The sequence below is a fragment of the Streptomyces tirandamycinicus genome, from assembly GCF_003097515.1.
Classification (GTDB): Bacteria; Actinomycetota; Actinomycetes; order Streptomycetales; family Streptomycetaceae; genus Streptomyces; species Streptomyces tirandamycinicus.
The window spans coordinates 2,063,016-2,079,487 of sequence record NZ_CP029188.1 but is presented as its reverse complement, the minus strand read 5'-3'; the positions used below and the strand labels follow the sequence as shown (position 1 = coordinate 2,079,487).

Annotated in this window: 15 protein-coding genes and 1 pseudogene; 6 read left to right on the top strand and 10 right to left on the bottom strand. The window is 72.8% G+C overall.

Annotated features, from left to right (window positions below; all coding sequences use genetic code 11):
• Positions 1-55: 55 nt before the first annotated feature.
• The gene (locus DDW44_RS09140; RefSeq protein WP_108906117.1) at positions 56-676 is read left to right on the top strand and encodes a histidine phosphatase family protein; all 621 of its coding nucleotides are present in this window, start codon (positions 56-58) and stop codon (positions 674-676) included.
• Positions 677-683: 7 nt separating this feature from the next.
• Here the strand turns inward: DDW44_RS09140 and DDW44_RS09135 are convergent, their stop codons facing one another.
• A complete protein-coding gene (locus DDW44_RS09135) occupies positions 684-2,126 on the bottom strand; it encodes an NsdA family TPR-like regulatory protein (RefSeq protein ID WP_108906116.1) in 1,443 nt (480 codons plus the stop codon).
• 273 nt (positions 2,127-2,399) lie between these two features.
• Here DDW44_RS09135 and DDW44_RS09130 point away from each other — a divergent pair, with 273 nt between their 5' ends.
• Both DDW44_RS09130 and DDW44_RS09125 read left to right on the top strand, forming a co-directional pair.
• The gene (locus DDW44_RS09130; protein WP_018890139.1) at positions 2,400-2,900 is read left to right on the top strand and encodes a hypothetical protein; all 501 of its coding nucleotides are present in this window, start codon (positions 2,400-2,402) and stop codon (positions 2,898-2,900) included.
• Between the two features lie 123 nt (positions 2,901-3,023).
• Positions 3,024-3,890 (top strand): spermidine synthase, encoded by an 867-nt coding sequence (locus DDW44_RS09125; protein WP_017949801.1) that lies wholly within the window; start codon positions 3,024-3,026, stop codon positions 3,888-3,890.
• Positions 3,891-4,001: 111 nt separating this feature from the next.
• Here the strand turns inward: DDW44_RS09125 and DDW44_RS09120 are convergent, their stop codons facing one another.
• Positions 4,002-4,568 (bottom strand): hypothetical protein, encoded by a 567-nt coding sequence (locus DDW44_RS09120; RefSeq protein WP_018890137.1) that lies wholly within the window; start codon positions 4,566-4,568, stop codon positions 4,002-4,004.
• Between the two features lie 67 nt (positions 4,569-4,635).
• On the opposite strand from DDW44_RS09120, the gene DDW44_RS09115 reads away from it, so the two are divergent.
• Together DDW44_RS09115 and DDW44_RS09110 are read left to right on the top strand one after the other, a co-directional pair.
• Complete coding sequence (locus DDW44_RS09115) at positions 4,636-5,325, top strand: response regulator transcription factor (protein WP_108906115.1); 690 nt, start codon at positions 4,636-4,638, stop codon at positions 5,323-5,325.
• Complete coding sequence (locus DDW44_RS09110; RefSeq protein WP_108906114.1) at positions 5,322-6,731, top strand: sensor histidine kinase; 1,410 nt, start codon at positions 5,322-5,324, stop codon at positions 6,729-6,731. Before DDW44_RS09115 ends, DDW44_RS09110 begins: the two co-directional genes overlap by 4 nt.
• Before the next feature lie 516 nt (positions 6,732-7,247).
• On the opposite strand, the gene DDW44_RS09105 is transcribed toward DDW44_RS09110, so the two are convergent.
• From DDW44_RS09105 to DDW44_RS09090, 4 genes are read right to left on the bottom strand one after another with little or no spacing between them, the layout of a single operon-like run.
• Entirely contained in the window at positions 7,248-8,654 is a 1,407-nt protein-coding gene (locus DDW44_RS09105; protein ID WP_108906113.1) for a GH1 family beta-glucosidase, read from the bottom strand.
• A 47-nt stretch (positions 8,655-8,701) separates the two neighbouring features.
• Entirely contained in the window at positions 8,702-9,598 is an 897-nt protein-coding gene (locus DDW44_RS09100) for a carbohydrate ABC transporter permease (protein ID WP_108906112.1), read from the bottom strand.
• Between the two features lie 9 nt (positions 9,599-9,607).
• Positions 9,608-10,657, bottom strand: a complete 1,050-nt coding sequence (locus tag DDW44_RS09095) for a carbohydrate ABC transporter permease (RefSeq protein WP_167455482.1) — start codon at positions 10,655-10,657, stop codon at positions 9,608-9,610.
• 8 nt (positions 10,658-10,665) lie between these two features.
• Complete coding sequence (locus DDW44_RS09090; protein WP_017949794.1) at positions 10,666-11,979, bottom strand: ABC transporter substrate-binding protein; 1,314 nt, start codon at positions 11,977-11,979, stop codon at positions 10,666-10,668.
• A gap of 349 nt (positions 11,980-12,328) precedes the next feature.
• Here DDW44_RS09090 and DDW44_RS09085 point away from each other — a divergent pair.
• Positions 12,329-13,299: pseudogene (locus DDW44_RS09085) on the top strand (LacI family DNA-binding transcriptional regulator).
• A gap of 199 nt (positions 13,300-13,498) precedes the next feature.
• Here DDW44_RS09085 and DDW44_RS09080 read toward each other — a convergent pair.
• The 4 genes from DDW44_RS09080 to DDW44_RS09065 form a co-directional block, all read right to left on the bottom strand.
• Positions 13,499-14,833, bottom strand: a complete 1,335-nt coding sequence (locus DDW44_RS09080; RefSeq protein WP_108906110.1) for a DUF4241 domain-containing protein — start codon at positions 14,831-14,833, stop codon at positions 13,499-13,501.
• Positions 14,834-14,937: 104 nt separating this feature from the next.
• Positions 14,938-15,330 (bottom strand): hypothetical protein, encoded by a 393-nt coding sequence (locus tag DDW44_RS09075; protein WP_108906109.1) that lies wholly within the window; start codon positions 15,328-15,330, stop codon positions 14,938-14,940.
• Between the two features lie 66 nt (positions 15,331-15,396).
• Positions 15,397-15,831: a glycine-rich domain-containing protein gene (locus tag DDW44_RS32010; protein ID WP_166802721.1), complete on the bottom strand. Its 435-nt coding sequence runs from the start codon at positions 15,829-15,831 to the stop codon at positions 15,397-15,399.
• Positions 15,832-16,071: 240 nt separating this feature from the next.
• Positions 16,072-16,449 (bottom strand): DUF6415 family natural product biosynthesis protein, encoded by a 378-nt coding sequence (locus DDW44_RS09065; RefSeq protein ID WP_108906108.1) that lies wholly within the window; start codon positions 16,447-16,449, stop codon positions 16,072-16,074.
• Positions 16,450-16,472 lie beyond the last annotated feature (23 nt).

Here is a 16,472-nt window from a genome sequence, read left to right as displayed (position 1 = left end):
GGCCGTCCCGGATCACCGCCGGGCGCACACCGCGGCCGCCGGTGATGATGGACTCATGGCACCGCGCATATTCCTGGGCCGGCACGGCCAGACCGAATGGTCCCTGCTCGGCCGGCACACCGGCCGTACGGACATCCCGCTCCTCGACGAGGGCCGCCGCTCGGCGAAGCTCCTCGGGGAGCGGCTGCACAGGCATCCCTGGGACGGCCTCCCGGACGCCGAAGTGCTGACCAGCCCGCTCTCCCGCGCACGCGAGACCTGCGACCTCGCCGGATTCGGCGACCGCGCGCGGGACTGGGACGCGCTGATGGAGTGGGACTACGGCGCGTACGAGGGCAGGACGCAGGCGGAGATCCAGGAGACGGACCCCGACTGGTTCATCTGGCGGGACGGCGTGCCCGTCGGGGTGCCGGGCGCACCCTCACGCGGGGAGACCCTGGCGGAGCTCTCCGAGCGCGCCGACGGGATCGTCGAGTACGTGCGCTCGGCCGACCGCGACGTGCTGGCCTTCGCGCACGGCCACATCCTGCGCGTCCTGTGCGCCCGCTGGATCGGCGAGGACGTCTCGTTCGCCGCCCGCATCAAGCTGAGCCCGGCCAGCCTCTCGGTACTCGGCTGGGCCTACGGCGCCCCGGCGGTCGAGCGCTGGAACGACACGGGCCACCTCGGCACCTGACCGGCCCTCAGACCCGGACCGGGGCCGCGGCCGCGGTGTGGCGGTCCAGGAACGCCGCCACACCGGCCGTGCTCCGGCGCGGCCCGAGCAGCCGCGCCGTTTCGGCGAGCATCGCCCGGATGCGGGTGGACTCGACGTCGTCCGCCAGGGCGTCGAGCACCTGCTCGCCGATCGCGGCGGCCTCGGCCGGGGCGTCGGCGCGGGCGAGATCCGCCGCGAGCTGAGCGCGGTAGAGGGCGAGGTTGCGGGCGAAGTGCGGGTCCTGGAGGGCCGCCGCCCGCTGTGCGTGGCGGGCGGCGCGAGCCCAGTCGCCGAGCGCGGACCAGCACTGGGCCTCCAGGGCCTGGAGTTCCGGCTCGCCGAAGAACGACATCCACTCCGGGTCCGTGTCCGAGGGGCCGCGGCCGAAGAGCGTATGGGCGCGGCCCAGAGCACGTTCGCACCCGGCGCGGTCGCCGAGACCCGCCCAGCCACCCGCCTCGCGCAGGGAGAGCAGGGTCAGCAGCCGGTCCGAACCGAGCCGTCCCGCCGCGCGCTGCCCCGCCTGGGCGGCGCGCACCGCCTCCCGGTGCCGGCCGGCGTCCCGGGCGAGGAAGGAGGTGTTGCAGAACGCGTGCGCCTCCAGCGCCGTGTCGCCGGCGAGGCGTGCGGTCGCCAGTGCCTCCGCGTAGTGGGAGCGCGCGTCCTCCAGCCGGCCCGAGTCATGGGCGAGCCAGCCGACGGAGATGGCGAGTTCGCCCGCGCCGGCGGCCAGCCGGTCCGTGGTCGAGCCGCGGGTGGTGGCGCCGGCGTCCAGCAGCGCGTAGGCGGCGCGGAGCGGCTGCGCCGCCCGCCGGTACAGCCCGTCCGCGCCGTGCCGGTCGTCGAGCAGCCGGATCTGCCGCACCGCGGCCTCGACGGCACTCGCCTCGGACGCGCCGACCCGCTGCCGGGGCAGGTCGGAACGCAGGGCCTCGGTGCCGGGCAGGGGTCCGAACCCCAGGGAGGCGGCCGCCACGGTGACGGTGCCGCCGGTCATGAACGCGCGACGCAGCACGTCGCTCTCCTCGTCGCTGTAGGTGCTGTTGGTGCTGTTGGTGCTCTTGGTGTTGTCGGTGTCGATGGTGCCGATGGTGCTTCCAGTGCTCCCAGTGCTGTCAGTGCTGTTGTACGGCTCCGGGGCCCGTGGCGTTCGCCCACGGCCCGCGCGGCCCCGTACCGCCTCGCGGGCCGAGAACCCCAGATCCGCCAGCGTCAGGCTCGGGAACATATGGCGGAAGACCCGTTCGTAGGCGTAGTTGGGGCAGCGGATCTCACCCGCCTCGACCCGGCCGACGTACCGGGCGTCACAGGCGACCTGCTCGCCGATCTCCCGCGCCGAGCGCCGGACGAGCGCGGCGAACTCGCCGGGCGAGCGCTGTCCCCGCAACTGCCGGAACTTGAGGTTGGGAACTGCCCGTGACGACGCCATGGCCGAGCCCTCTCCTGAGCCTCTGCCGGAGCCCTCCCGGTCATGTCGGATGCGGGATGCCTGGCTCCGGCGGAGGAAGAACGTACCTGCTGTGACGGGTCCGCCACGCAGCGTTTGGCTACAAACGGGATATCTCACCCACGATCTGCCATGAACTGCCACCCTTTGCGGCGGCGTGCCGCCGTAGCCCTTGACGCCGACGTGCGTTGAACCATCCGGGGACGCGGTATGCGCCCCTGCTCGGCGAGGAGGGTTCCCTTGTTGGAGGTTGGCGTGGAGACCAGCGGCGGCTCACGGACGAGTGCCCAGCACCTGCCCACCCAGGAGTACAGCGTGGCGCCCGGCCCGGCCGCACCGCGACCGGGGGGACCCGGGGGAGCCGGGGGAGCCGAGGGGCCCTGCGACCTGGTGACGGTGCCCGCCCGGCAGGGCCTGGAGGCGGTCGACATCCTGCGCCGCGGCGGCGCCCCCGTCGTGGGCCCCGTGCTCCACGACGGCAGCTGCGACACTCTCGGCTTTCTGGTGCCACCCGGTACGGCCGCGGGCTGGGACATGCCGGGCAGCGCGTGCACGGAGACGTCTGGCCGCGGCATCCGGATCCCCGGCGCCTCCGCGGGATCACCGGTGGGGCCCGCCTCGGAGCCCTCGATGGCGGGCTCGGACTGGCTGCTGCCGCCCGGTGACACGGGTCAGGCCCCGCTCACCGACCCGGTGATGCTCCGCGAGGCCCTCGGCGAGGCGGCCCGCATGATCGAGGCCGCGGACAGCATCTAGGGCCGCATCAGGCACCAGCGGTATTGATCACGAGCCGGCGGCTCTCCCCCGCCCGCCCGGCCCCGCGTGTGGCCGCCTCACCACGCGTACGCGTCCGCCCCGACTCCCGCCGATAATGAGGGGGTGGCGAGAAACAGACAGCGCGGCCGGTCCGGGGCGGCCGAAGGGGTCGTCGAGGCCGTGGACGGAGGGCTCGCCGAGCTGATACCCGACCGCGACCGGCCCCGCGGCTGGACCCTGCTGATCGACGGCGCCCCGCAGTCCCACGTCGACCTGGACGACCCGGCCCTGCTGACCTTCGAGTACCAGCGCCGCCTCGGTCATGTCGTCGACGTCGCCGCCCCCGCCGGCCGGCCGCTGCGCGCGGTCCACCTCGGCGGTGGCGCATTCACCCTCGCGCGGTACCTCGCGGCGACCCGTCCGCGCTCCACCCAGCAGATCGTCGAGCTGGACGGACGCCTCGTCCAACTCGTCCGCGACCGGCTGCCACTCGACCCGGGTGCCCGGATACGGGTCCGCTCCGCCGATGCCCGGGCCGGGCTCGGCAAGGTTCCCGACGCCTGGGCCGACCTCGTCATCGCCGACGTGTTCAGCGGGGCGCGCACCCCCGCACATCTCACCAGCACCGAGTTCCTGGCCGAGGTGCGCCGGGTGCTGAAGCCCGGCGGGACCTACGCCGCCAACCTCGCGGACGGCCCGCCGCTCGCCCATCTGCGCGGGCAGATCGCCACGGCGGCGACCGTATTCCCCGAACTCGCCCTCGCCGCGGACCCGTCCGTGCTGCGCGGCCGGCGCTTCGGGAACGCCGTGCTGGTGGGCTCGGACAAGCCGCTGCCCGTGGCCGAACTGACCCGCCGGGTGGCGGGCGACCCGCACGCCGGACGGGTCGAACACGGCAAGGCCCTCAACGACTTCACCGGCGGCGCGGCCGCCGTGACCGACGCGGCGGCCAAGCCCTCGCCGGTACCGCCGCCCGCCGTCTTCCGCTGAGGCCGGCCGCCCGCGCCGGTCACCGCCCCGCGGCGTCCGTCGCGCGGAGCCTCAGCGTGCGTCAGCGTTCCTCAGCGTGCGTCAGCGTTCCTCAGCGTGCGTCAGCGTTCCTCAGCGTTCCTCGATCTCGACGCGCGGCGCCGTGTCGTGCCAGGTGCAGAAGACGTCGATCTCCCGGCCGTTCTGCGAGAACGTCACCCTGATGTAGGTCGGCTGCTTCCAGATCTGCATCGTCCAGCTGCCCGACGGGGTCGCCGACACCAGCTCGGCGGAGCCGGGCCCGATGTCGAACGCGACCCGTCCGCCCTCGACCGTGTAGCTCTTCACATTGCCTGAAGGCGGCGGGGACCACGGGCGCTTGCTCCCGCCGGGTGTCGCCGCCGGCTTCCCGGCCGGTGGGGTCCCCACCGGGGAACCGCCGCCGTCCCCCGGCTCGCCACCCGACGACGGCTCCGGCTCCGGCTCCGGCTCCGGGACACCGGGATCCCGCGTGGCCGGCGACTGAGGAGCGGAGGCCTGCGGAGTGCGGGCGTCGGCCGCGATGGGCAGCGCGCGCGGTCGGTCGTACGCCGTGCCCACCATCACCGTGTGCACACCCCACCAGGAGAGCGCGACCGCCGCGCCCGTGGCGAGCGACCACGCCGCGGCGTGTACCAGTGCTCTTAGCATCCGGGCCATAGTGCACCACGCCCCCGGTCCCTGTCCCGGCGGACCGGGTCACCCCGGATGGCGTACGGTGCCGCCCATGGCAAGTGTGCTCGTGGTCGAGGACGACCAGTTCGTGCGCTCCGCCCTCATCAGGCACTTGACCGAGGCCTCCCACACCGTCAGGAGCGTCGGGACAGCCCTGGAGGCGCTGCGCGAAGTCGCCCATTTCCGGTTCGACGTGGTCATTCTCGACCTCGGACTGCCCGATCTCGATGGTGCCGAGGCGCTGAAGATGCTCCGCGGCATCACCGACGTACCGGTGATCATCGCGACCGCGCGGGACGAGGAGACGGAGATCGTGCGGCTGCTCAACGACGGCGCGGACGACTACCTCACCAAGCCGTTCTCGGTGGAACACCTGTCGGCGCGGATGTCGGCCGTGCTGCGCCGGTCACGCGCCGCCGCCGGCGAGGCCCCGCCCGGCAGGGTCATCCGGGTCGGCGGTCTGTCCGTCGACCCTCTGCGCCGTCAGGCGGAACTGGACGGCAACCGGCTCGACCTGACCCGGCGCGAGTTCGACCTGCTCGCCTTCCTCGCCGGGCGTCCGGGCGTCGTCGTGCCCCGCAGGGAACTGCTCGCCGAGGTGTGGCAGCAGTCCTACGGGGACGACCAGACCATCGACGTGCATCTGTCCTGGCTGCGACGGAAACTGGGGGAGACCGCGGCGCGCCCCCGCTATCTGCACACCCTTCGCGGCGTCGGGGTGAAACTGGAGCCGCCGGCATGAGATGGGCCCTGGTCAAAGTCTCCCTGGCGGTCACCACGATGGTCGTGCTGGCCTTCGCCGTACCGCTCGGACTCGTCATCCAGGAGATGGCCAGGGACCGGGCCTTCGCCAACGCCGAGCGGCAGGCCGCCGCGATCGGCCCGACGCTGTCCATCACCACGGACCGGGACCAACTGGAGCGGGCCGTGGCCTCCACGCAGGCCGGGGCGGCCGGACGGATGGCCGTGCACGTACCGGCCTCGGACGAGACCGGCGGCCGGAAGCTGGAGATCGGCACCCGGCGGGCCGCCGTCGGGGACCTCGCCACCACCCAGCGGATCGGCCGCGCCTCCGTCACGGACGTCACCGGCGGTTCCGCGCTGCTCCAGCCCACCGCGCTCGGCTCGGGGAGGATCGCGGTCGTCGAGGTGTACGTCCCGGAGGGTGAGGTCGGCAACGGGGTGACCACCGCCTGGCTGGTGCTCGCGGGCGTCGGTGCGGCACTGGTCGTCGGCTCCCTGGCCGTCGCCGACCGGCTCGGGGTACGGATGGTGCGGCCCGCGCAGCGGCTCGCGGGCGCCGCGCACGACCTCGGCGAAGGGCGGCTGGGCGCCAGGGTGCCCGAGGAGGGACCCACCGAACTGCGTTCCGCCGCGGTCGCGTTCAACTCCATGGCCGACCAGGTGGTCCAGCTGCTCGCCAACGAGCGGGAGCTGGCAGCCGACCTGTCGCACCGGCTGCGTACCCCGCTCACCGTGCTCCGGCTCAACGCCGCCTCACTGGGCACCGGGCCGGCGGCCGACCAGACCAGGGCCGCCGTCGAGCAGCTGGAGCGCGAGGTCGACACGATCATCCGTACGGCCCGCGAGGCCAAGCCCCAGACCCAGGCCGCCGGCCCCGGCGCGGGCTGCGACGTCTCCGAAGTCGTACGGGAGCGCATGGGGTTCTGGTCGGCGCTCGCCGAGGACGAGGGGCGCAAGGTGCGCCTCGCCGGTGTGGACCGCCCGGTGCGCATCCCCGTGGCCAGGCCCGAACTCGCCGCCGCCCTGGACGCTCTGCTCGGCAACGTCTTCCGCCACACACCGGAGGGCACCGCCTTCTCGGTGGATGTGCACAACGGCGAGGACGCGGTGATCGTGCTCGTCTCCGACGCCGGTCCCGGCATAGCGGACCCGGAGGCGGCCCTGACCCGCGGCAACAGCGGTGCCAGGGCCGGGTCGACGGGGCTCGGCCTGGACATCGTGCGGCGGGTCGCCGAATCGACCGGCGGCGATGTGCGTATCGGGCACTCGGTGCTCGGCGGTACGGAGGTCCGGGTCTGGATCGGGCTCGGCGGCGCCCCGCAGGGCCCGCCGGGGCGGCTCGGGAACCGCACCAGGCGCCGCAGGATCGGCGGCTCCGGGAGCCGGAGGGGCGCGGCGGTCTGAAGCGGTAGGGGGCTTCGCTGCGGAGGCGTACCGGGGTTCGGTCTGCGGCGGTGCGGGCCGTACGGCGCGGCGGTCCGGGGCCGTGCCTCGGGTGTGCCGCCGTACGGCGCGGTGGCGCAACGCCGTACGGTGCGGCGGACGCGCATCCTTAACCGCCCCCGAGGGCGCCCTTAAGCGCACCCTAAGGAACGCGGCCGAGGCCCGGATCGCGCCTTTTGCCCGGTCCGGGGTCGCTAGCGTGCTGCCGCACCCCACTTCCGTCACGCAGAGGCAGGTACGCGATGGCCCCCCGCACGCACCGGCGCAGGGCGAGTGGCGGAGCGAGGGCGAGCGGGGCCGTCGCGGCGCCGCCGCTCACGCAGGCGCGCAAACCGAAGTCCAGCGCCCACGGGTAGCCGAGCCCGTGGCCGCGGCGACGGCGGGCCCCCCACCCCCGCCCATCCGCGGCCACGCCCCCCGCAGCGCGCCCCGGCCGGTGACCCCTCCCGGCCGGGGCGCGCGCCTCGACGCGAGCCGTCAGCAGTCGGGCAGCACGCCCGTCCGTGCCAGCTCGGCGTACCAGTGGGCGCTGGACTTCGGGATGCGCGCCTGGGTGTCGTAGTCGACGTACACCGCGCCGAAGCGCTTCCCGTAGCCGTACGCCCACTCGAAGTTGTCCAGCAGGGACCACAGGAAGTAGCCCCGGACGTCGGCGCCGTCGGCCATGGCGCGGTGCACGGCGGAGAGATGGCCGTGGAGGTAGCGGATCCGCTCCGGGTCGTGGACCGTGCCGTCGTCGCCGGGCTTGTCGGGGTACGCGGCGCCGTTCTCGGTGATCACGAGCGGCAGCCTCGGGGCTTCCCGGGTGTAGCGCATCAGCAGGTCGTAGAGGCCCGTCGGGTCGATCGGCCAGCCCATGTCGGTGACGTCGCCCGGAGCCTGGTGGAAGGCGACCCGTTCGGCGCCCGGCCAGGGCGACCCCGTGCCGCCGCCGTGGCCGTCGTTCCGCTCGGGCGGGACGTCACTGTCAGTGGCGGCGGATACAACTGACGGTGAGTAGTAGTTGATGCCCAGCGAGTCGAGGGGGTGCCGGATGACGGCCAGGTCGTCGCCGTGGACGAAGGACCAGTCCGTGAGGTGTTCCGTGTCCGACAGGAGGTCGGCGGGGTACGCGCCGTGCAGCATCGGGTCGGTGAAGACGCGGTTGGCCAGCGCGTCGATCCTCCGCCGGGCGTCCAGATCCGCCTCCGTGTCCGTCCTGGCCCTGACCGCGCTGGGGTTGATGCTCACGGAGACCTGGCCTCGGGCGGGCAGAGCGGTGCGCAGCGCCTGGGCGGCCAGCCCGTGGCCCAGGTTGAGGTGGTGCGCGGCGCGGAGCGCGGCCACCGGATCGGTGCGGCCCGGGGCGTGCACCCCGGAGGCGTATCCCAGGAAGGCGCTGCACCACGGCTCGTTGAGCGTGGTCCAGCGTTCCACCCGGTCGCCCAGCGCCTCGGCGACCATACGGGCGTAGTCGGCGAAGCGGTGCGCGGTGTCCCGCTCGGGCCAGCCGCCGGCCGACTCCAGTTCCTGCGGCAGGTCCCAGTGGTACAGGGTCAGCACGGGCGTGATCCCGTGGTCCAGCAGATCGTCGACGAGCGCCCGGTAGAAGTCGAGTCCCCGCTGCACGGCCGGGCCCCGGCCGGTGGGCTGGACCCGCGGCCAGGAGACCGAGAAGCGGTAGGCGTTGACGCCGAGCCCGGACATCAGCCGGACGTCGTCCGCGCGGCGGTGGAAGTGCTCCACGGCCACATCACCGGTGTCCCCGTTCTCCACCTTGCCGAGGGTGTGGCTGAAGGTGTCCCAGATCGACGGGGTGCGGCCGCCCTCCCGCACCGCTCCCTCGATCTGGTAGGCGGCGGTGGCGGTGCCCCACAGGAAGCCGGGCGGAAAGCTGACGGACATGAAGAAGCTCCCGATATATGCGAAGGAGAAGGGAAATGGAGGCGGTGTCAGCCCTTGACCGCGCCCTGCATGATGCCGCCGACGATCTGCCTGCCGAAGACCACGAAGGCGACCAGCAGCGGCAGCGTGCCCAGCAGCGCACCGGCCATGATCACGGACTGGTCGGGGATGTAGCCGCGGCCCAGCCCGGTGAGCGCCACCTGGACCGTGGGGCTGCCGTTCTGGGTGAGCGCGATGATCGGCCAGAAGAAGTCGTTCCACGCCATCACGAAGGTGAGCATGCCGAGGACCGCCATCGCGGGCCGGGCGGCGGGGAAGACCACGTGCCACACGACGCGCCAGCTGCTCGCCCCGTCCACCCGGGCCGCCTCGATCACCTCGCTCGGCAGTGCCTCGCTGAGGTACTGCCGCATGAAGAACACGCCGAAGGCGCTGACGAGCGTGGGCAGGATGACGGACTGCAGCCGGTCGGTCCAGGACAGCTCCGCGATCAGCATGTACAGCGGGACGACGCTGAGCTGCGGCGGGACCATCATGGTGCCGATCACCAGCACCATCAGCAGGTTCTTGAACCGGAAGCGGAGCTTGGCGAAGGCGAACCCGGCGAGGGTCGAGAACACCACGGTGCCCGCGGCGATGGTTCCCGCCACGACCGTGGTGTTGAGCAGCGCCGTGCCCATGTTGGCGTCGGTCCAGGCGATCTGCAGGTTCTTGAACAGGTTGCCGCCGAACCAGAAGGGCGGGGGAGTCTGGGCGAGCCGGCTGTTGCTGCGGGACGCCGCGATCGCGGTCCACACCAGCGGGAAGAGCGAGCCCAGGGTGAACACGGTCAGCACGGCATAGGTGACACGTCCGCCGTGCAGATGCCTGCCGGCGCGGATCCGGGGGCGCCGGGCGGTGGCCGCAGGCCCGGTGGCGGTCGGTTCTTCGGTGGTGGTCAGCATGTCAGCCCCCTAGGCGCTCTTGCGGAGCCGGCGGACGAGCAGCCAGTTCACCGCGCCGATCAGCAGCAGGATCAGGAACATCGTCCAGGCGATCGCCGAGGCCCGGCCGAGATGGAGGTTCACCCAGCCCTGCTCGTACAGGTACAGCCCGAGCGTCTGGAACTGGTGGTCGGCCCCGCCGGTGGCGCCGCCGCCGCCGTTGAACAGCAGCGGCTCGCCGAACAGCTGGGTCGCGCCGATCGTCGACACGACACAGGTGAACAGGATCGTCGGCCGCAGCGACGGGATGGTCACATGCACGAACTGCTGCCAGCGGGAGGCCCCGTCGAGCGCCGCGGACTCGTACAGGTCGTTCGGGACCGCCTGCATCGCCGCCAGATAGATCAGCGCGTTGTAGCCGGTCCAGCGCCAGACGACGATCGTCGAGACCGCGATCTGCGAGGTCCACGCGCCGTTCTGCCAGTCGACCGGCCCGATCCCGGCCAGCCCCAGCGCCCAGTTGATCATCCCGTAGTCCCGCCCGAACATCAGGACGAAGACGAGCGTGGCCGCCGCGACGGACGTCGCGTACGGGGTGAGCGCGGCGACCCGGAAGAACATCGAGCCGCGCAGCTTGTAGTTCAGCAGATGGGCGATGCCCAGGGCGATCAGCAGCTGCGGGACCGTCGAGATGACCCCGATGGTGAAGGTGTTCTTCAGCGCGTTCCAGAAGAACTCGTCCTCGAGCAGCCGCGCGAAGTTCCGCAGGCCCACCCACTCCATGTCCGTCGGGGCCGTCAGCTCCACCCGGTGCAGCGACGCCCAGCCGGTGTAGAGCAGCGGGAAGAGCCCGAAGGCCGCGAAGAACAGGAAGAAGGGGGCGACGAAGGCGTACGGGCTCCACCGCACGTCCCGCCGGTACCAGCGGCTGCGCCGCTGGTACCGGCGGCTGCGCCGCTCCCGCCGGCGCTCCGCCGCGGCGAGGTCCCTGGCCCCGGACCGCCGCGCCGGGGCCGCGCCCCCCTCCCCGGAGGGCGCGGTGGCAGCGGTGTCATGTGCCGTGCCGGTCACTGGTGCCATCCGTCCGGTCACTGGTCCAGCGCGTTGTCGATGGCCTTCACGGCGGCCTTCCAGCCCTCCTCGGACGACCGGCCCTTCTGGTCGACCTGGAGCATGCCGATGTCGGCGAGGTTCTGGGCGATCACCAGGTCCTTCGGCCCGACGATGGTGACCGGAATGCCCTCGGCGGCCCGGGAGAAGATCTCGCCGATCGGAGCACCGCCGAAGTAGTCGTGCGTGGCGCCGGACACCGCGGGAAGCGCGTACGCGGCCTTGGCGCTCGGGAAGCTGCCGCGCTTCTCGAAGAGCTTCGCCTGCTGCTCGGGCGCGGTCAGCCAGGCCGCGAGCTTCGCCGCCTCGGTCGTGTTCCTGCCCGCCTTGGGCACGATCAGGAACGAACCGCCCCAGTTGCTGGGCTTCGGCGCGGGGGCGACGTCCCACTTGCCCTTCCCGGCCGCCCCGCTCTTGTCCTGGATGTAGCCGAGCATCCACGCCGGGCAGGAGACCGTGGCGAAGGTGCCGTTGGCGTAGCCCTGGTCCCAGGCGGGAGTGAACTGCTGCAGCCTTCCGGTCAGCCCCTCGGTCGCGAACGCGGCGGCGACGTCCCAGGCCTCCTTCACGGCCGGGTTGGTCTTGTACACGACCTCGCCGTTCTCGTCGTAGAACCGCTTGGCGCTGCTGCCGGTGACCGCGGCCATGATCCCGGAAGCCGAGTCCACGAAGGCGGTGCCCTTGGGCGCCTTGGCCTTGAACTGCCGGCCTGCGGCCAGGTACTTGTCCCAGTCGCCGGCCCAGAGCCGGCCGACGGCCTCGCGGTCGGTCGGCAGTCCGGCCTTGGCGAAGAGGTCCTTGCGGTAGCAGATGCCCTGCGGGCCGATGTCCGTGCCGAGCCCGACGGTCTTCCCGTCCCTCGACGTGGCCTGCGCCCACTTCCACGGCAGGAAGGCGTCCTTGCTGACGCCTTCGGTCCCGCCGAGATCGACGAGCTTGTCCGCCTGGGTGGCGGTGATCTCGGCGATGTTGTTGACCTCGACCGCCTGGATGTCGGCCAGACCGCTGCCGGTGCCCAGGTGGGTGAGCAGCTGCGGGTAGTAGTTCTCGTTGCGCTCGATCGAGGTCTGCTTGATCTCGATGTGCTTGTTGAGCTTCATGTACTCGTCGTAGAGCCCGGCCTCCTTGAGGCCGAAGGCCCCGAAGACTCCCACCGTGATGGTGGTTCTGCCCTTGCCGCCGCCCCCGTCGCCCGCGGAGCCTCCGGCGGTCTCCTCGCCGTCCTCGGCGCAGCCGGCGAGCAGCCCGGCGCCCAGTGCCGCGACGACCGCCAGGATTACGGTCCTGCGCATTGCGTCCTCCTAGTGCCCTGACGTGCCGACCCCGCCAACCCTTCCGGTCCGCCCATGGGTTGAAGCTGCGACTCGGGCCGGGAACGTACGGGTTGTGAAGGGGTCCGATAGAGTGGGAGCGCTCCCACCTGTGATGGGTTGAAGGGTTGCGGCTTCACGCGGGACTGTCAAGACTTCCTGCGCGTAGTGTTCTTGGGACAGGGAGGACGGGAGGCGGATCATGGTGGATCGCCGGGATTCCGGTATCCCCGCGAGGGGCGGGACGCGTACGGCCTCCCCCGGCGGGACCAGGGGCTCGGGACGCGGCGGGGGCAGGCCGACCCTCGAGGAGGTCGCCGCCCGGGCCGGCGTGGGCCGGGGCACGGTCTCCCGGGTGATCAACGGTTCGCCCCGGGTGAGCGCGACACGACCCGCGCCGCCGTCGAGGCGGCCGTCGCCGAGCTGGGCTACGTACCCAACCGTGCCGCCCGCGCACTCGCGGCCAACCGCACCGACGCCATCGCGCTCGTGGTCCCCGAGTCCGAGGCGCGGTTCTTCGCCGAGCCGTACTTCTCCCACATCGTGCGCGGAGTCGGCGCGACCCTCGCCGACACCGACATGCAACTGCTCCTCACCTTCGCGGGTTCGGACCGGGAGCGGCGCAGACTGGCCGACTACCTCGCGGCGGGCCGGGTGGACGGCGTGCTGCTGGTGTCGGTGCACGCCGACGACCCGCTGCCCGACCTGCTGGACCAGCTGGGGATCCCCGCCGTCATCAGCGGCCGCCGCTCCGCCGAGGACCCCCTCGCCGCTGTCGACTCCGACAACACCGGGGGCGGCCGCGCCGCCGTCGTCCATCTCCTCGCCCGGGGTCGCCGGGCCATCGCGACGATCACCGGTCGGCTCGACGTCTACGCGGCCCAGTGCCGCCTGGACGGCTACCGGGACGCCCTCGCGGAGGCCGGTGTGGCGGCCGACGAGCGGCTGGTGGAGCGCGCAGACTTCACCGAGGAGGGCGGCCGCCGTGCGATGCGCGCCCTGCTCGACCGCCGACCCGCGCTGGACGCGGTCTTCGCCGCCTCCGACGTCATGGCCGCGGGTGCCCGCCAGGTGCTGCGCGAGGCGGGCCGGCGCATCCCGGACGACGTGGCCCTGGTCGGCTTCGACGACTCCGCCGTGGCCCGCCACATGGACCCGGCGCTCACCAGCGTCCGTCAGCCCATCGAGGAGATGGGCCGCACGATGGCCGGTCTGCTGCTGAAGGAGATCGCCGACCGCGGCGGGCCGGAACGGCCGAGGATCGTCCTGCCGACCGAGCTGGTGGTCAGGGACTCCTCGTAGCGGTCCGGGATGCCCCGCGACGTGCGGTCTCCCGCGGCCTGGGATCTCTTGTGGCCTGGGATCTCCCGTGGTCCGGGTCAGCGGCCCGAAGCCGGCGGCCCGGGCCCGCGGTTTGGGTCAGCGGCCGAGTGTCCCGGCGCGGGCCGCGCGAAGGCGCGACCGGGCCCGGTCAGGAAGCCGATCCGCCGGGACACCGGTCTCACACCGGTGCCGTCTCCGCATCGTCGGCACCGGCGTCCTGCAGCACCGCCGGCATCCCGTCCACCAGCACCACCACCTCGGCCAGGTCTCCGTCCGCGGAGCGCCCCACCCATACGGGGTGGACGCCGTCGCCGGACGTCGCGAAGGCGACCAGCTCGCCGCCCGAGGCCTCGTCCTGAGTGCGCAGGAAGTATATGGAGTCGGGTATGTCCTGGCCGGCATCCGGCTCCCCGTGGACAAGGTGTCGCTCGAAGAGCCGGTGGAGCGACTCCCAGGCGCCTGCGTCGGCGAAGCAGCCAGTCGCACCGTCGGTACCGAAGCCGAAGATCTCGTGCTCCCCGAGCAGACGGGGGTCGTCATCCGGACCGAGTGCCATCTCCCACGACACGGCGGGGGACTCGCTGATGCGCAGCCGGACCGCCGTGGTGTCCGTATGGGTGACCCAGCCCTGGCTCCACTCGCAGTCGTAGCCCACACGAACCCGGGCTTCTTCGAGTACGTACTCCCCGGGCGGGACGCAGACCGTGATGGCGGGCCCGTCGTCGGAGAGGCCGTCCGGTCCGGAGACGGCCAGCAGGCCACTCGGCACACGCAGAGTCCCTGACCGGCGCGGCTCCACGACGGTCATCTCGGGGTGGTATCCGTCGGTCATGCGCGTCCCGGGCCGGAAGAGGGCGTCGATCGGCCCGGGACGCCCGGGCTGCGGTGGCCGCCAGCAGGATGCAGGGGGGACGGAAGCGTCGTCGCAGGCGTCCTCGGTGCCCGCACCCGGGTCGAGCGGCGCGGGCCGGAGCGTCACCGGCCCCGGCACCCTCTGCCAGAGGGCGGAGACGACCGGCCAGTCCCCGAACCCGGGGCGGCCCTGCCAACGCCGCACGTCAGCGCCCGGTACCGTGACGAACCTCCGTCCCCGCGCACCCTGCGGTTCCTGCGAAACGGAGCCCTTGCCGTCCGGAAACAGCTCCATGCTGGAGCGGGGGCACCGCTCGTCGAACTCCGCCATCTCCGGGCCGGTGTACCGCCACGCGCGGATACGCCGGCTGAGCAGCCGGCTCTGGTCGTCCAGCAGCCGCAGGTCCAGCTCGTCGGTGCGGCGGCCCTGGTCGTCGTAGAGCCACAGGCCGACGTAGTGGTCCCGCCAGGAAACGAGCCGGACCTCCAGCGGAACCCGCCGCCCCGGGATCCGGTACACCACGACGTACGGAAGCCCCGCGCGATCCCGTTCCCGCGCCGCCTCGGCCGTCAGCTGCCGCCACGGCGCCCGAGCCTCGAGGTCCCACGCCGGCGCATACGACACCTCGATGACCGTCACCGGGTCCTGATCCCCACCCATGCCTACACCATCCGCTCTGCCTGATCGTGACGGACACGGTAGACACCGCCACTGACATTGCCGTTGCAACGGCCGGCAGAACTCAAGGGCCGGCCGGGGCGGTGTCACAGGATCGTGAGGCGGCCGGTGAGCAGGGTCTCGTGGTTGGCGAAGAGGGCGTCGAGGCGGAAGGGCCGGTCGAGGTCGGCGGTCCACTTCGCGTCGGGGAGGTCCTGGTGGTCGTGGGCGCGGACGATGCGGGCGCGTACGGCTTGGGTGAGGATCCACCGGGCCTGTTGCTGCTCGCTGGGGGTGCTGGCCCACATGGTGCGGGCGAGGAGCCACAGAGCGGCGCCGGCGGCCGCGGGGTTCATGTCCGGGGCGGTGACGGCGACGATGGCGATGTCGCCGAGGCCGCGGGGGTCGCCGGACCGGGTGGTGTACGCGACTGTGAGCCCCTCGAGGGGGAAGAGCGTCACGCGGGAGCGGGCGCTGGTGGGGGAGGGCTGCTTCGGCACCGGTCTTTCCGTTCTGTGTCGAGCGGGCGGACCGCCGTGCTGCGCGGCCCGCTCCCGTCGGATGGGTCAGCAGCAGGGCCCGTCGCCGCAGCACGTCGGCGGGTTGCACTCTCCGGCCCTGCCCCACAGGCGGTCGTCGACGAGGAAGCCGGCCTCCCGGATCCGGCCGACGACGTCCACCATCAGCCCCTGGGTGCGGAGCTTGCTGTTGGGCACGTGGTGCAGGAAGTAGCCGAAGTTCCGCTCGCACCACCGTGCGTACTCGACACTGTGCAGCAGGAAGGTGTGCCAGCCCGGGTCCACGGACGCGGACGGGGCCATGACGTCACCCGACTTGGTGGTGCCCATGACGTACAGGAGGGCGATGGCCTGGTCCTGGACCCGCTCGGCGACGACGCGTTCCAGGCCGTACTCCCTGGCGCAGAAGTCGACGAGCCGGTCGAAGAGCTCGGGCTCGACGAGGTCACGGCCTCGGCGCGGGTCCACGGTCACTGCGGTCATGTGATGCTCCTTCGGTGTGTGCTCGGCGCGGGGCCTGCCCCGTGCCGTCCGGGCGCCGCCGCGGTAACGGACGCGGGCAGGGCAGCCTGGTGGGCTACTCTCGCGCGCTTTCCAGCCGCCTCTCGCGCGTGGCCTGGAGCCACTCGAGGTCGGCGAGAACGTCGTCGGTCACGTCCTTGCGGATCGGCCCAGTCTGGGGCGATGTGGGTTGCTCCGATGCAGGGCGTGGAGTCAACGCGTTCACCGCTTTCGCTGGGCGGCGAGGGTCTCGTAGTGGTCGCACAGGGACGACACCGACAACGCCAGCTTCCGCGCCCGGCGGTACGCGGCGGAGGCGCCGAAGCCTGCCGTGGTGTGCAACCTGCGCCACGCCTCGTCCACCCCGACCTGCTCGACCTCGGCGGGCATGTCCCCGGCGGGCTGGTGAGTGATGAGTGTGCGGATCTCGGGGACCAGGCGCTCGACGTAGCCACGCATTTCGGCGGTCAGCTCGCCCAGCTGCGGCTGCGGCTCGTCCATGAGAATGACGCGCCGCGCGGCCTCGCGCATCGAATGGACATCGAGCCCCGGCCCCGCGGTGGTTGCGGCGACCTCAGCCCTCGATCTGCGGTTCGTCATGGTCCCGGCTCCCTCGCTGGTCG

Bases quoted from the DNA above. Each gene is read 5' to 3' on its own strand.
- DDW44_RS09140 (WP_108906117.1), top strand. From the start codon at position 56: ATGGCACCGCGCATATTCCTGGGCCGGCACGGCCAGACCGAATGGTCC.
- DDW44_RS09135 (WP_108906116.1), bottom strand. From the start codon at position 2,126: ATGGCGTCGTCACGGGCAGTTCCCAACCTCAAGTTCCGGCAGTTGCGG.
- DDW44_RS09120 (WP_018890137.1), bottom strand. From the start codon at position 4,568: ATGGCCCGGATGCTAAGAGCACTGGTACACGCCGCGGCGTGGTCGCTC.
- DDW44_RS09115 (WP_108906115.1), top strand. From the start codon at position 4,636: ATGGCAAGTGTGCTCGTGGTCGAGGACGACCAGTTCGTGCGCTCCGCC.
- DDW44_RS09110 (WP_108906114.1), top strand. From the start codon at position 5,322: ATGAGATGGGCCCTGGTCAAAGTCTCCCTGGCGGTCACCACGATGGTC.
- DDW44_RS09105 (WP_108906113.1), bottom strand. From the start codon at position 8,654: ATGTCCGTCAGCTTTCCGCCCGGCTTCCTGTGGGGCACCGCCACCGCC.
- DDW44_RS09100 (WP_108906112.1), bottom strand. From the start codon at position 9,598: ATGCTGACCACCACCGAAGAACCGACCGCCACCGGGCCTGCGGCCACC.
- DDW44_RS09095 (WP_167455482.1), bottom strand. From the start codon at position 10,657: ATGGCACCAGTGACCGGCACGGCACATGACACCGCTGCCACCGCGCCC.
- DDW44_RS09090 (WP_017949794.1), bottom strand. From the start codon at position 11,979: ATGCGCAGGACCGTAATCCTGGCGGTCGTCGCGGCACTGGGCGCCGGG.
- DDW44_RS09080 (WP_108906110.1), bottom strand. From the start codon at position 14,833: ATGGGTGGGGATCAGGACCCGGTGACGGTCATCGAGGTGTCGTATGCG.
- DDW44_RS32010 (WP_166802721.1), bottom strand. From the start codon at position 15,831: ATGACCGCAGTGACCGTGGACCCGCGCCGAGGCCGTGACCTCGTCGAG.
- DDW44_RS09065 (WP_108906108.1), bottom strand. From the start codon at position 16,449: ATGACGAACCGCAGATCGAGGGCTGAGGTCGCCGCAACCACCGCGGGG.